The 13708-nt window shown below is 70.7% G+C and carries 14 protein-coding genes; 6 read left to right on the top strand and 8 right to left on the bottom strand.

The genetic code is table 11. The annotated features are described in order from the left end of the window. Positions 1–61: 61 nt before the first annotated feature. The gene (locus AQI70_RS24625) at positions 62–943 is read right to left on the bottom strand and encodes an LLM class F420-dependent oxidoreductase (protein WP_062153668.1); all 882 of its coding nucleotides are present in this window, start codon (positions 941–943) and stop codon (positions 62–64) included. A 213-nt stretch (positions 944–1156) separates the two neighbouring features. Between AQI70_RS24625 and AQI70_RS24620 the strand changes: the two genes are divergently transcribed. Then, a complete protein-coding gene (locus tag AQI70_RS24620) occupies positions 1157–2671 on the top strand; it encodes a CehA/McbA family metallohydrolase (protein WP_062153666.1) in 1515 nt (504 codons plus the stop codon). A 57-nt stretch (positions 2672–2728) separates the two neighbouring features. Here AQI70_RS24620 and AQI70_RS24615 read toward each other — a convergent pair whose 3' ends face one another. Next, positions 2729–3163, bottom strand: a complete 435-nt coding sequence (locus tag AQI70_RS24615; protein WP_079051458.1) for an ATP-binding protein — start codon at positions 3161–3163, stop codon at positions 2729–2731. Positions 3164–3363: 200 nt separating this feature from the next. Between AQI70_RS24615 and AQI70_RS24610 the strand changes: the two genes are divergently transcribed. Genes AQI70_RS24610 through AQI70_RS24600 form a run of 3 tightly spaced genes read left to right on the top strand, consistent with a single transcriptional unit; the run spans position 3364 to position 5298 of the window. Then, entirely contained in the window at positions 3364–4218 is an 855-nt protein-coding gene (locus AQI70_RS24610; protein WP_062153664.1) for a helix-turn-helix domain-containing protein, read from the top strand. Between the two features lie 10 nt (positions 4219–4228). Further along, complete coding sequence (locus tag AQI70_RS24605; RefSeq protein ID WP_062153662.1) at positions 4229–4411, top strand: DUF397 domain-containing protein; 183 nt, start codon at positions 4229–4231, stop codon at positions 4409–4411. After that, on the top strand, positions 4408–5298 hold the full coding sequence (locus tag AQI70_RS24600) for a hypothetical protein (RefSeq protein WP_062153660.1): 891 nt from the start codon (positions 4408–4410) through the stop codon (positions 5296–5298). The genes AQI70_RS24605 and AQI70_RS24600 overlap by 4 nt, the downstream gene beginning before the upstream one ends. Before the next feature lie 16 nt (positions 5299–5314). On the opposite strand, the gene AQI70_RS24595 is transcribed toward AQI70_RS24600, so the two are convergent. After that, positions 5315–6142 (bottom strand): endonuclease/exonuclease/phosphatase family protein, encoded by an 828-nt coding sequence (locus tag AQI70_RS24595; RefSeq protein ID WP_062153658.1) that lies wholly within the window; start codon positions 6140–6142, stop codon positions 5315–5317. A 101-nt stretch (positions 6143–6243) separates the two neighbouring features. Here AQI70_RS24595 and AQI70_RS24590 point away from each other — a divergent pair, with 101 nt between their 5' ends. Further along, the gene (locus tag AQI70_RS24590) at positions 6244–6639 is read left to right on the top strand and encodes a nitroreductase/quinone reductase family protein (protein ID WP_062153656.1); all 396 of its coding nucleotides are present in this window, start codon (positions 6244–6246) and stop codon (positions 6637–6639) included. Between the two features lie 6 nt (positions 6640–6645). Here the strand turns inward: AQI70_RS24590 and AQI70_RS24585 are convergent, their stop codons facing one another. The 5 genes from AQI70_RS24585 to AQI70_RS24565 form a co-directional block, all read right to left on the bottom strand. Beyond that, on the bottom strand, positions 6646–7428 hold the full coding sequence (locus AQI70_RS24585; RefSeq protein WP_062153654.1) for an alpha/beta fold hydrolase: 783 nt from the start codon (positions 7426–7428) through the stop codon (positions 6646–6648). Positions 7429–7475: 47 nt separating this feature from the next. After that, positions 7476–8939 carry an aldehyde dehydrogenase family protein gene (locus tag AQI70_RS24580; RefSeq protein WP_062153652.1) on the bottom strand — a complete coding sequence of 488 codons (1464 nt, stop codon included), beginning with the start codon at positions 8937–8939 and terminating at the stop codon, positions 7476–7478. Beyond that, complete coding sequence (locus AQI70_RS24575) at positions 8936–10666, bottom strand: N-acyl-D-amino-acid deacylase family protein (RefSeq protein WP_062153650.1); 1731 nt, start codon at positions 10664–10666, stop codon at positions 8936–8938. Before AQI70_RS24575 ends, AQI70_RS24580 begins: the two co-directional genes overlap by 4 nt. A 102-nt stretch (positions 10667–10768) precedes the next feature. Beyond that, positions 10769–11887 carry an LLM class flavin-dependent oxidoreductase gene (locus tag AQI70_RS24570; protein ID WP_079051457.1) on the bottom strand — a complete coding sequence of 373 codons (1119 nt, stop codon included), beginning with the start codon at positions 11885–11887 and terminating at the stop codon, positions 10769–10771. A gap of 100 nt (positions 11888–11987) precedes the next feature. Continuing rightward, entirely contained in the window at positions 11988–12758 is a 771-nt protein-coding gene (locus AQI70_RS24565) for an SDR family NAD(P)-dependent oxidoreductase (RefSeq protein WP_062153646.1), read from the bottom strand. 167 nt (positions 12759–12925) lie between these two features. Here AQI70_RS24565 and AQI70_RS24560 point away from each other — a divergent pair, with 167 nt between their 5' ends. Beyond that, a complete protein-coding gene (locus AQI70_RS24560; RefSeq protein WP_208607435.1) occupies positions 12926–13669 on the top strand; it encodes a hypothetical protein in 744 nt (247 codons plus the stop codon). Positions 13670–13708: the final 39 nt, after the last annotated feature.

The raw sequence follows: 13708 nt of genomic DNA, 5'->3' as shown, positions 1-13708 counted from the left end.
CATAAGAGCGAGGTGATCAGGACAGGCAGGCGCCGCCCGATTCGCCCGGAGGGCCCGCTCGTTACACGGTGTCGTGATCACCACTACCACCATCCGTGACATAACGGGCATAGTCATCAAGGACCTTCAGAACCTCCGTCTCCCCCGCCGGAGGCAACTGCACCACGACCTCCTCGATGCCGAGGTCCGCGTAGTGCGCGAGCTTGCCGGGGTTGGGATACACGGCGTACGGCACGACCTGAAGCGCGCTCGGATCGCGCCCGGCGTCCGCCCAGGCCGCCCGCAGCCGGGGAAGACTTTCGGGCAGTCCGCGGCCACCGATGGGCAGCCACCCGTCGGCGTACTCGCAGATGTGCGCGAACAGCTGGGGACCGGCGGCTCCACCGATGAGCGTGCGAGGGCCGGCGACTTTCGGTGCGCGCGGCTTCTGTACGGGTTTGGGGTGGGCGAAGCTGGCCCGCACTGCCCCGAACTCACCCTCGTACGCGGTCGGTTCGTCCGCCCACAGGGCCCGCATCAGGGCCATGCGGTCCCGGACGAGCGCGCGGCGCGTGCCCCAGTCGACGCCGTGATCGGCGGCCTCCTCCACATTCCAGCCGAATCCGAGCCCGAGCGTGAACCGCCCGCCGGACAGATGGTCGACGGTCGCGATCTGCTTGGCCAGGTCGATCGGATCGTGCTGGGCGACCAGCGTGATACCGGTGCCGAGCCCGAGCCGCTCGGTGACGGCGGCGGCCTGGCCCAGGGCGACGAAGGGGTCGAGGGTACGGCCGTACTCGGGGGGCAGGTCACCGCCGGCCGGGTACGGGGTGGTCCGCTCGACCGGGATGTGGGTGTGCTCGGGCAGATAGAGCCCGGCGAACCCGCGCTGCTCCAGCTCACGGGCGAGCCGGGTCGGGGTGATGGTCTCGTCGGTGAGGAAGATCGTCACGGAGATGCGCATGACTGCATCTGTACCGCGCGGACCCCGCGATGTCCATACCGACCGGTCGGCACAGGTTCGCGGCGGCCCTGGGCCCCCAGAGCTTCGACAGCTGCCGATTGTCTGTCGATTCCCTTCCCTTGCACGGAAGTTCACGGCTGAATACGAGAGTTGCACGCACCACCACTGCACCACCCACGCCCTGTCACTCACGACGACCTGGGGAGCAGCAGCATGTGCGAGGACGACCACGGTCTCGGAAGACGCGCCCTGTTCGTGACGGGCGCCGCCGCCGCGCTTACGTTGGGAAGCGTGACCTTCACGAGCGCCGCCGACGGCAGCCAGGACGCGGAGACCCGCACGGTACGGGGCACCCTGCCGCCCGGGTCCCCCGACTTCGTGTACGTACCGCTCGAAATCCCGTCCGGGGTAAGGGAGATCAAGGTCTCCTACACCTACGACAAGCCGTCCGTCCCGGCCGGCACCCCGGGCAACGCCCTCGACATCGGCATCTTCGACTGGCGCGGCACGGAGCTGGGCGGGACGGGCTTCCGGGGCTGGTCGGGGGGCGCCAGGACCGAGTTCTTCATCCGGGCGGACGACGCGACGCCGGGGTACCTCCCGGGCCCGGTCCGCCAGGGCACCTGGTACATCGCGCTGGGCCCCTACACGGTGGCGCCGCAGGGCCTGCCGTACGAGATCACCATCACGCTGACGTACGGCGAGCCCGGCACGGCCGTCGAGCCGGCGTACCCGCCGGAGCGGGCGAAGGGCCGGGGCCGCGCCTGGTACCGGGGCGACTGTCACCTGCACTCCTGGTACTCCGACGGCCGCCGCACCCCGGCGGAGATCGCGGCGCTGGCGCGGGCGGCCGGCCTGGACTTCATCAACACCTCGGAGCACAACACCCACTCCTCGCACGCCCACTGGGCGGACGTGGCGGGCGACGACCTGCTGGTGATGCTGGGCGAGGAGGTCACGACGCGCAACGGACACGTGGTGGCCCTCGGCACCGACCCCGGGACCTTCATCGACTGGCGCTACCGGGCCCGCGACAACCGCTTCGGCCGGTTCGCCCGCCAGATCCGCAAGGCCGGCGGCCTCGTCGTCCCCGCCCACCCGCACGCCACCTGCGTCGGCTGCAACTGGAAGTTCGGCTTCGGCGAGGCGGACGCGATCGAGGTCTGGAACGGCCCCTACACCCCCGACGACGAGGTGGCGCTGGCCGACTGGGACAGCATGCTGGTCGCCTCCGTCCGCTCGAACTCCCGCTCCTGGATCCCGGCGATGGGCAACAGCGACGCCCACCGCGACCCCGACCCGGTCGGCTCACCGCAGACGGTGGTCCTGGCCGACGACCTGACGCGGGAGGCGGTCCAGGAGGGGATCAGGGCGGGGCGGTCGTATGTGGCCGAGTCCAAGAACGTGTCCCTGACGTTCACGGCGTCAGGCGGCCGGGGTGAACACGCGGGCATCGGCGAACGGCTGGAGGCGGACCGGGACACGCCGGTGACGGTACGACTGGAGATCTCGGGCGCCCCCCGCTGCACGGCCCGCTTCGTGACCGACCAGGGCGTGCTGTTCACGAGCGCGCCGTTGCCGGTGTCGGGGACGGGGGTCGTGGAATGGCGTACGACGCCGTCCTACGCCGCCTATGTGCGAGCGGAGTTGCGACACGAGACGGTGGTGGGACCGCTGCCGGGGGCGTTGGCGGCGTTCACGAACCCCATCTTCCTCGGACGTCCGTAGGGGCAGCACCGGGCGTGACCGCCACATCCGGACCGCCCCCGCTCTGGCATCGCGCGCTCACCGCGTCCCCCCTCCCCCGCACTCGGCCCACAACAGCTTGCCGCCCTTCGACGCGACCGGCTCGCTGAGCGCCGAGGCGCCCCATGTGTCGGCGCACGCCTGCACGAGGTGCAGTCCACGACCGCCCTCGGAGTCCGGTGGGGGCGGCGCGGCCGGATGGGAGAAGCCGGGTGGGACGCGTGGGTCCGTGTCCCATACGGCGACTCGAAGGCGGCCGGGCTCTGCCGAGCGGACGCGGAGGGCGTACGGGCCCTCGGTGTGGCGGTGCGAGTTGGTCAGCAGTTCCGCCGCCAACAGTTCGGCGGTGGGGGCGAGATCCTGCATCTCGTGCGCGGCCAGAATCAGTCTGAGGGCGCCCCTCGCGATACCCGGTGCGCGTGGATCGTGCGGGAGGTGCAGGGTGTAGTTCCAGGACGGGGATACGGTGGCCATCGGAATTCTCCGGTCACTGAGGGGAGTTGGACGGATGCCTGGTGTCTCCGCCGCGGCGTCCCACGGTGCGCTTCCAGGCGAGGCGCCTGAGAACGAAGATAGAGCGGACACAAAGATGCTTTGCGTGATTCCGAAGGATCTCAGCGATTTCTCCCTCGTGTGGGTGACGAGCCGCCCGGGCGCCTGATAGGAGGACTGTCATGACGCCAAGGCCCGCACCAACGGCCCGACGCCTACGGCTCGCCATTGAACTGCGCAAACTCCGCGAACGAGCCGGCCTGACCGCGACGGAGGCCGCACAGTTGCTGGGTACCAGCTCCGGTCAACTCAGCAATGTGGAGTCGGCCAGGTTCGGAGTGAGTCCGGATCGCGTCCGGGCGATGGCCAACATCTACTCCTGCACGAACCAGCCCTACATCGACGCCTTGGCCGACATGGCCGCCGAGAAGGCCCGTGGCTGGTGGTGGGACTCGTACCGCGAAGTGCTTCCGTCAGGACTGCTCACTCTCGCCGAGCTGGAGCACCACGCGACGGCCATCCGCACCGCCTTCACCGCCCACATCCCCGGCATGCTCCAGACCGCCGAGCACGCGCGGGAGATCTTCAGCCACGCTATTCCGGCCCCTACCCCGCCCGAAGTCGAGCACCGCGTCTCCCACCGCATCAAGCGCCAGGACGTCGTCTTCCGCGAGAATCCGAACCCCTACAGCACCGTCATCCATGAGGCCGCCCTGCACATGCGGGTCGGCGGCCCTCGGGTGGCCCGCGAGCAGCTCCAGCACCTGATCGACATGAGCGAACGCGAGCACGTCACGCTTCGCGTGCTCCCCTTCGACGTCGGGGCGTTCCCGGGTTCGGGCCAGTCCATCAACTACCTGTGCGGCCCCGTTCCGCAACTGGACACCGTGCAGCTGGACCAGTTCCACGGTCCCGTACTCCTCGATGCCGAAGCCCATCTGGAGAAGTATCGGCACCTCCTGGACATCGTCGAAGCCCTCGCTCTCGGACCCGAGAAGTCCCGGGACCTGATCCGTTCCATCGCCCAGAGCCTGTAAAGGAGCCGAAATGCCCACTCACGCCTGGCAGAAGTCGTCCTACTGCCAAGAGGGAGAGGCCTGCGTCCACATATCCGCCGACCCCAGGACCATCCACCTCATCGAGAGCGCCGACCCCACCCAGACCGTCCTCACCATCACCCCCGCCACCTTCGAAGCCCTCCTGAACACCCTGAAATCCCCCCGCACATGACCCTCACCACCGGCCCCGCGTCCCACGACCCCGCCGTCGACTTCCCGGAACTGGCGCCCCACGCCCGGACCACCGTCCGGCTGCACCCCCGCCGGGGCACGCCCGGCCCGCGGGACAGTCACATCGGTGGGCCGCTGTGGTGGCCGGCAGGCGAGCCGTGGTCCTTGTGCGCCGAGCACCGGGATGTGAACGGGCGGCAGCAGGGCCCCTACCCCCTGGTCGCCGTGGCGCAGTTGACGGCCGTGGACTTCCCGGAGATCCGGTTCCCGGAGGGCACCGACCTGGTGCAGTTGCTGTGGTGCCCGGAGTGGCACGAGCAGCCGCACCCGGAGGGGTGGGGGCAGGCGTGCCGGCTCGTGTGGCGGCGGGCCGGTGACGTCATCGAGGCGCTCGTCGCGCAGCCGGATCCCGACGCGCACTGGGACCGGGACCTGGACATGATCCCGGCCGCGTGTGTGCTGCATCCGGAACGGCTCACGGAGTACCCCTGGCGGGAGGAGCTCCCGGCCGGTCTCGCCGACCGCCACACGGCCTGGCTCGAAGAGCGCGGCCTGGTCGACGACGTCTCGACCGTCCCCGGCTGCAAGCTGGGCGGCAGCATGAGCTGGGGCGTGACCGACATGCCGGAGACGATGGAGTGCGGGGAGTGCCGGGCCTCGCTGGAGCTGTTCCTGCAGTTCGACACGTACGAGTACGAACTGGACGGCTGCGACGGCCGGCCGCCGGACCGCTTCCGGCCCCTGGAGGAGCGCGGGCTGGAGCCGAGGAGCGAGGAGGGGCGGGCGGCGCGGGAGCCGGTGGGCATGACGGTCGGGCGGGGCGGGCACGCCGGGCTGTTCGTCTGCTCGGCGGATCCTCGGCATCCGGCGTCGTTCTTCACGCAGTGACCGTGTCCGGCGCCGGTCAGGGCATCGGCTCGTCCGCGAGGTCGGCGAGCACGGCCGCGTGGTCCGAGGGCCAGACGCCGTCGACCGGGCCGTCACCCGCCCGCCGTACGGAACGTACATGGCCCAGCCCGCCCGCCCCGGGCGGCCCCACGTGGATGTAGTCGATGCGCACGCTCGGCTCCAGGCCGGACGCGACGTACGGGTTTTCGCGGTCCCAGGTGGCGGCGGGGGCGGACGGGTCGGCGTACTGCCAGGCGTCGAAGAAGACCTGGCCGGGCACGACCGGCGCGGTCCGGTAGCCGCCGAAGAGGCGTATCTCGTCGGAGTCCGGCCAGGCGTTGAAGTCGCCGGTGACGATCGCGGGGAAGGGCGAGTCGACCCGGTTCTCGGCGATGAACTCGGCGAGCGCGGTGACCTGGCGGCAGCGCACGGCCGAGCCGTGCAGGGCCGAGGTGAGGTGGGTGGTGAAGAAGGGGATGTCGTAGGAGGGGGTGGCCAGGCGGGTGAAGAGGGCCAGGCGGCCGTCGTCGACCTCGGAGGGGGCCGGCAGCCGCAGGCTGTGCTGGGCTACGACCGGCCAGCGGCTCAGTACGGCGTTCCCGATGTCGACCGTGGGGTCCCCGATGCGCCGGCGCCAGCGCTCGGGGGCGGGCGAGGGGGCCCAGGCCCAGTGCATGCCGAGTTCGCCGGCCAGCCACTCGGCCTGGTTCTCGCCGTCGGCGGCCCACACCTCCTGCAGGCCGACGACATCGGGGCGCAGTTCGCGCAGCCCGGCGAGGATCGCCTTCTGCCGGGCCTCCCAGGGCCCGAAGCGCCACCACAGGTTCCAGGTCACGACCCGCATCCGCAGCCACCCGCTCTCGTCACGCCGCGTCGGGGACCATTGAAGCAACAGTTCGACGGTCGCGCCGTGACAGCCGGCAGGAGACAGGAGACCCTCACGCAATGTCCCGCATCGCCGACCTGAGGTTCCACGCCGCCACCACCTTCCAGCGCCGCGTCGGCAATCCCGTGCTGCGCTGCCTCCCCTTCCAGACGGTCCTGGAGACCACCGGCCGCGTCTCCGGGCTGCCCCGCCGGACGCCGGTGGGCGGTCGCCGGGTCGGGGACTCCTTCTGGCTGGTCTCGGAGTTCGGCGACAGGTCCCAGTACGTGCGCAACATCAAGGCCAATCCGCGGGTGCGGGTGCGGATCCGGGGGCGGTGGCACACCGGCACCGCCCATCTGCTGCCCGACGACGACCCGGTGGCGCGGCTGCGCTCCCTGCCCCGGCTCAACAGCATCGGGGTCAGGGCGTTCGGGACCGGTCTCCTGACGGTGCGGGTGGACCTGGACGGCTGACGCCGCTCAGGCCACCCGCGCGTACAGCTCGGCCACCAACCGCACGACCTCGTCCGGTACCCGCAGGGTCGGGAAGTGGTCGCAGTCCGGATGCCGTACGAGACGGCACCCGGGGATGCGGGCGGCCATCTCCTCGTTGCAGCGGACCACCTCGGGAATGTCCTGCTCGCCGAGCAGCAGTGCGCACGGCAGCTTGAGCTCACCGAGCCGGTCGAAGGCCGGGGCGTCCTCGGTCTCGTGGCCGTAGTTGCTGAACCAGCCCGGGATCGCCGCCCGCAGCTGTTCGGCGGCGGCTGCGTCGGGGGCGGTGCCCGCCGCGCCCCACACGCGCAGGCCGAGGGCGACCAGGCCGTCCATGTCGCCGGCCTGGGCGAGCTTCCCGATCTGCTCGGTCAGCTCCGGCAACTTGAGGTCCGGGTGCCCGGTGACGCCCGGGACCAGCAGGCCGAGGGCGGCCACCCGGCCGGGGTCACCCAGGGCGTAGGTGATCGCGGTCTTGCCGCCCATGCTGGTGCCGACCAGCACCGCCCGGGCCAGACCGAAGTGGTCCAGGACGCTTCGCAGGTCCCCGCTGTGCGTATACGACGTCGTCGGCGCCGGGGACCGGCCGTAGCCGCGGACGTCGTAGCGGATGACGCGGTGCCGCTCCGCCAGGGCGGGCAGCACCGGGTCCCAGATGCGGGAGTCCCCGACACCGGGGTGCAGCAGCACCAGCGGCGGGCCGTCCCCCGCCCCGCCCGAGTCGTCCGCCCAGACCTCGCCGTCCCTGACCCGCACCATCTGCTCCATGGGGCGACTGTGCCCAACTCGCCCTCCGGGCACCAGTCATCGGCCGGTCAACCGGGCCACACGATGGCCTGCACCTCGCTGTACGCGTGCAGCGCGTACGAGCCGACATCCCGGCCCACCCCGCTCTTCTTGAAGCCGCCGAAGGGCGCCTCCATGTTGCGGCCGACCGTGTTGACGCCGACTCCGCCCGCCCGTAGCCGCCGCGCGACCCGGAAGGCGCGGGCCACGTCGCCGGACCAGACGTAGTCGATCAGGCCGTAGTCCGTGTCGTTGGCGAGGGCGATGCCCTCTTCCTCCTCCTCGAAGGGGATCACGCAGACGACCGGCCCGAAGATCTCCTCCCGGGCGACCCGCATGTCGTTCGCGCAGTCCGCGAGGAGGGTCGGCGCGACATGGAAACCCCGGTCGAGCGGCGGCCGTTCACCGCCCGCCACCACCACCGCGCCCTCCTTCCGGCCCGCCTCCACATAGGACTCCACGCGGTCCCGGTGCTCCGCCGAGATCAGCGGCCCGACGACCGTGGCCGGGTCGCGCGGGTCCCCGACCGGCAACCGGCTCGCGTACGCGGCCAGTTGCTCGACCAGCCGGTCGTACACGCCCCGCTGGGCCAGCACCCGGGTCGGCGCCGTACAGATCTGCCCGCTGTAGAAGGAGAACGTCGTGCCGATCCCGGCCACCGCCGACCCGAGGTCCGCGTCGTCGAAGACGACCGCCGCGCCCTTCCCCCCGAGCTCCATCAGCTGGCGCTTCATGTCCCGTCCGCACACCTCGGCGATGCGCTGCCCGACCGCCGTGGAGCCGGTGAAGCTGACCATGTCGACGTCCGGGGACGCGACGGCCGCCTCACCGACCTCCACCGCCCGGCCGGAGACCACGTTCACCACACCCGCCGGCGCCCCCGCCGCCTCCAGCGCCTGAGCCATCCGGTAGACGGACAGCGGGTCCTGCGGGGCGGGCTTGACGACGACGGTGTTGCCCATGGCCAGCGCGGGGGCGATCTTGCCCGCCGGGTTGGCCCAGGGGTTGTTGTACGAGGTGATGCAGGTGACCACCCCGACGGGCTGGCGGACGGCCAGCGCGCCCATCACGCCCGCCTTCCCCATCGGCCCGGCCTCGTTGATCTGCGGCGGGATCGCCCACTCGGCGGGCTCCACGCGCGCGTAGCGCCGGAACCGGGCCGCCCCGACGCCCACCTGCATGCCCCGGGCCGTCGCCGTGGTCGCGCCGGTCTCGGCCTGGGCGAGTTCGGCGTACGGCGCGAAACGCTCGCCGATGATCTGCGCCGTACGCGCGAGCACCGCCGCCCGCTCCTCCGGCGCCGTACGCGACCACGGCCCGAAGGCCTCGCGGGCCGCGGCGCAGGCCGCGTGCACCTGATCCCGCGAGGCCTCCGGCGCCCACCCGACGGTCTCCTCGGTCGCCGGATCGATAACGGCGTAATAGCCGCCGTCCGGCTCCACCCACGCGCCCCCGACGAAGAGCCGCTGCCGCTCGACCTCCTGGGCGCTCACCTCGTGGCCACCGTCCTGGTGTCCCGCCCCGACCGCAGCACCCGTCCCGGCACGGCCCCGGTCACCACGTCGTCCCGGATCGCCTCGACGCCGTTGACCCAGACGGCCCGTACACCGATCGCCTTGGAGTCCAGCCGGGGACTGTCACCCGGCAGGTCGTGCACCAGCGTGGCCGTACCGGCGTCGATCCGCTCCGGGTCGAAGAGCACCAGATCCGCGTGGAAGCCCTCCTGGATCCGGCCCCGGTCCCTGAGCCCGAACAGCTGCGCGGGATCGTCCGTCAGCATCCTCACCGCCTGCTCCAGGCTCGCCAGCTTCCGCCCGCGCAGACAGTCCCCGATGAACCGGGTCGTGTACGGCGCCCCGCACATCCGGTCCAGATGCGCCCCGGCGTCCGAGCCGCCGAGGAGCACGTCCTCGTGCTGCCAGGCCTCGGCGCGCATCGCCCAGGACTCCGGGTCGTTGTCGGTGGGCATGGGCCACAGGACCGTACGCAGCTCGTCGGCCGCGCAGATCTCGACCAGGCAGGAGAAGGGGTCCAGCCCCCGCTCGGCCGCGATGTCCGCCACGACCCGCCCGGTCAGCCCGCGGTTGGCCTCGCTGTAGGTGTCGCCGATGACGTAGCGGCCGAAGTTCGTCAGCCGCCGGAAGACACCCGCCTCCTCGGACTGACCGCGCCGGACCATCTCCGCCCGTACGGCGGGGTCGCCCAGCTTCTCGATCCGCTCCGGCACGGGCAGCCCGAGCACCGGGCCCCACCCCGGGATCAGGTTCAGCGCGCAGAAGGTCCCCAGGGACATGTTCATCGGCGTGAGAATCGGCATGGTCAGCGCCACGACCCGGCCGCCCGCCTTACGGGCCCGTTCGCCGGCCAGCAGTTGCCGGGGCACGCGGGCGGGCGCGGCCGAGTCGATGGTCAGGACGTTCCAGTTCAGGGGGCGCCCCGCCGCCGCGCTCATCTCCACCAGCAGATCGATCTCCGCGTCAGTGAACTGATCGAGACACCCGGCGACGATGCCCTCGATCTGCGTCCCCTCGTGCTCCCCGACAGCCTTCGACAGCGCGAGCAGCTCGGCCGGGAGCGCGTGCCGGGAGGCGACCGGCTGCCCGTCCCCGTCGGAGTGCGTGCTCGACTGGGTCGTGGAGAACCCCCAGGCACCGGCGTCCATGGCGTCGTGCAACAGCCGCAGCATGGCGTCGAGCTGCTCCTTGTCGGGCTGCCCACCGACGGCCTCCGGCCCCATCACATGGCGCCGCAGCGCACAGTGCCCCACCATGAACCCGGCGTTGACCGCGATCCGCCCTTCGAGGGCGTCCAGATACTCCCCGAAGGAGTTCCAGGTCCAGGGCGCCCCTTCTTCGAGCGAGACCAGAGACATGCCCTCGACCTTGGACATCATGCGGCGGGTGTAGTCGGCGTCGGCGGGGCGGTCGGGGTTGAGCGGGGCAAGGGTGAAACCACAGTTGCCGGCCGCGACGGTGGTGACGCCGTGGTTGAGGGAGGGAGTGGCATAAGGATCCCAGAACAGCTGGGCGTCGTAGTGGGTGTGGGGGTCGACGAAGCCGGGGGCGAGGATCAGGCCGGTGGCGTCCTCGCTGGTCCGGGCCTCTTCGGTGACGATGCCGATGACGGCGATACGACCGTCGCGTATCCCCACGTCGGCGGTGTAGCCGGGCGCACCCGTCCCATCGACGACGGTCGCGCCCTTGATGAGGTGATCGAGCATGAGCCTTGCCTCCTTGAACTCCGGGCGAGTGGAGATACTCAGGGGCGCGGGGAACTGCGCGACCAGCCCCCACGCACCCGCAGCCGCAGCCGCCGACAAAGATCAGGCACCCCTCCGGAACCGCGAAGTCCGATGCACCGGATCCGTATCGATCTTCGGAATCACGTGCTCCCCGATCAGCCGGATCGTCTGCAGCGTCTCCTCCTTCGGAATCCCGACCGGCAGCCCGAAACTCAGCTGATCCGCCCCCGCCTGCTCCCACCGCTTGCACTGCCGCAGCACCTCGTCCGGGTCCCCGCAGATCACCAGCTCCTCCTCGATGAGGACCTCGACGAACTCGGCGGTGTACTCGGGAAGCGTCTCCGGCCACTCGGGGAAGCCCTCGGGCCGCGGGAAGGTGTCGTGGTACCGGAACACGAGCGACGGCAGGTAGTGCAGTCCCCCGCTCACCGCGATCCGCACGGCCTCGTCATGCGTGGGCGCGCAGATCGCCGTCGTCGTCACCATGACGTTGTCGTTGACGAAGTCACCGACCGGCTCCGCGTCCACGATCGCCGTCTTGTACTGCTCCAGCACCCACTCCATGTCGGCGACCTTCTGCACACTGAAGCCCAGCACCCCGAGCCCCTTCTTCGCCGCCATGGCGTACGACGACGGCGACCCGGCCGCGTACCACATCGCCGGATGCGACTTCCCGTACGGCTTCGGCAGCACCTTCCTCGGCGGCAGCGACCAGTGCTTGCCCTGGAAGCCGACGTACTCGTCCTGGAGCCACATCTTCGGGAACTCGGCGATGGTCTCTTCCCAGATCTCCTTGGTGTGGTTCATGTCGGTGATCCCGGGCAGGAAGCCGAGGATCTCGTGCGAGCCGGCACCCCGCCCGCTGCCGAACTCGAAGCGGTTGCCGGTGAGATGGTCGAGCATGGCCACCTTCTCGGCGACCTTCACCGGGTGGTTGACCTGGGCGAGCGGGTTGAAGATGCCCGAGCCGAGATGGATCCGCTCCGTCGCGTGCGCCAGGTACCCCAGGAAGACGTCGTTGGCGGAGAGGTGCGAGTACTCCTCCAGGAAGTGGTGCTCCGACGCCCAGGCGTACTTGAAGCCGGACTTGTCCGCCTGGATGACGTACTCGGTCTCCTCCATCAGCGCCTTGTGCTCGGCGAGCGGGTCGGTCTCGGCGCGCTTGCCCACGTATCCCTGTACAAAGAGCCCGAATTCCAAGGAGGTTCACCGTCCCACGGTCGGCCGTATCTGACGGTTCGTCAGATCTATGGGCCGACTGTTCCACCGGCCCCGTGGAGCGTCAATAGCTGACGCCGCGTCAGACGATGGACACTCCCGCGAGCCATCCGCCGTCGATCACGAACGGCTGCCCGGTGATGTAGGACGAGTCGTCGCACGACAGGAACAGCGCGAGCCGCGCCACCTCCTCCGGGCGGCCGATGCGGCCGAGCGGCACCAGCTTGCGGTACAGGCCATCCAGCGCCCGCGACGCCTCCTCGGGGTCCGCCGCCGGGTCGAGCCGGGCCGGGTTGGCCATCGCGGTGTCGATGGCGCCGGGACACATGGCGTTGACGCGGATGTGCCGCGGGGCCAGTTCGAGGGCGGCGACGCGGGTGAGGCCGACTATGGCGTGCTTGGTGGCGGCGTAGGCCCCGACGGCCGCCATGCCGGTCACTCCGGTGTAGGAGGCGGTGTTGACGATCGTGCCGCCGTCGGCCATCTCGGGCGCCACCGCCTTGACGCCGAGGAAGCAGCCGACCTGGTTCACCCTGACGACCTGCATGAACTCGTCGAGGGGCGTGTCGAGGAGGGCGTTGAAGCGCAGGATGCCGGCGTTGTTGACGAGGCCGTCGACATGGCCGTACGCCTCCTTGGCCGCGGCGACCGCCGCATGCCAGTCGGCCTCCTCGCCGACGTCGAGGTGGACGTACAGCGAGCCCAGTTCCTCGGCGAGCTTCTTCCCCTGGTCGTCGAGGACGTCCGCGACCACGACGCTCGCGCCCTCCGCGACGAAGAGGCGCGCCTCCTGCTCCCCCTGTCCGCGCGCCGCCCCGGTGACGATGACGACCCGTCCGTCGAGCTTGCCCATTGCGGCCCCCTGCAGATGGTGGACACGGTGGACTTGGCATCGTAGCGGCATACCTGACGATGCGTCAGATGCAAGTCACCGGCGTTGCTGAGGCGAATGTCACGTGACCCGCAAGTAGGGATGTTTGACCCTGTCGGCGTCCGGCGCGGGAATCCAGAATCCTCGCCATGTCCAAGCGGAGACTCAAGAACAAGAAGATCAGGATCGTGGCGGTCGGCTCGGCGCTTGCGACCGGCGGGGTGATCGTGGCCCTGCTTCCGACGGCGAACGCCGCCGGCGAGGAGAAGGCGCCCGAGCAGATCATGACGATGTGCCAGCGGGCCCGGGTGCTCAACGGAAAAGCGCAGTCCATCTCCGACTTCGGCGGCCACCCGATCGCCGGGCCGAGTTTCGCGTCCGACAACTGCGATTTCGTCGAGACGAAGTTCGAGACCTTCGACGGGCCGACCGAAAAGGCCTCCATCGACTTCCCGAACTGCGAACCGAACGCCACCGAACCGGCGAAGGTGTCGGTCACCTGGTCGGCGACGGCGGCCCAGGGACAGGGCAAGTACACCGTCACCCAGCAGGGCGGCGGCGGAGGGCTCTTCGGAGCGCTGACCGGATCCTGGCTCAAGCACAAGGGCACCCTCGACATGACCGTCAGGTCGGCCACCGCCGGCGACACGGAACAGCGGGACGTGCCGGTCGGCAAGGTGCTGCACATGGAGTTCACGCCGAAGATGCAGCGCATGACCGGCGAATGGCGGGTCCGGATCGACGCCCGCGAGGCGACGACCGTCACCAACGCCACCCCGGAGCAGAACTTCGTGGCCCCGGACGTCGTCGAGGGCCCCGTCATCCTGCCGGGCGCGGCGGGTGCTCCCGGTGTCGTGGACGGCACCTCCAAGGCCGTGCTGACGGACTGCTGACTCCCCCTGACCTCCCCCGCCCCCAGACGTCACAGGAGA

Source organism: Streptomyces curacoi (assembly GCF_001513975.1).
Taxonomy (GTDB): Bacteria; Actinomycetota; Actinomycetes; order Streptomycetales; family Streptomycetaceae; genus Streptomyces; species Streptomyces curacoi.
Note: the sequence above shows the minus strand (reverse complement) of the source record. Positions and strands in the feature narration are given on the sequence as shown.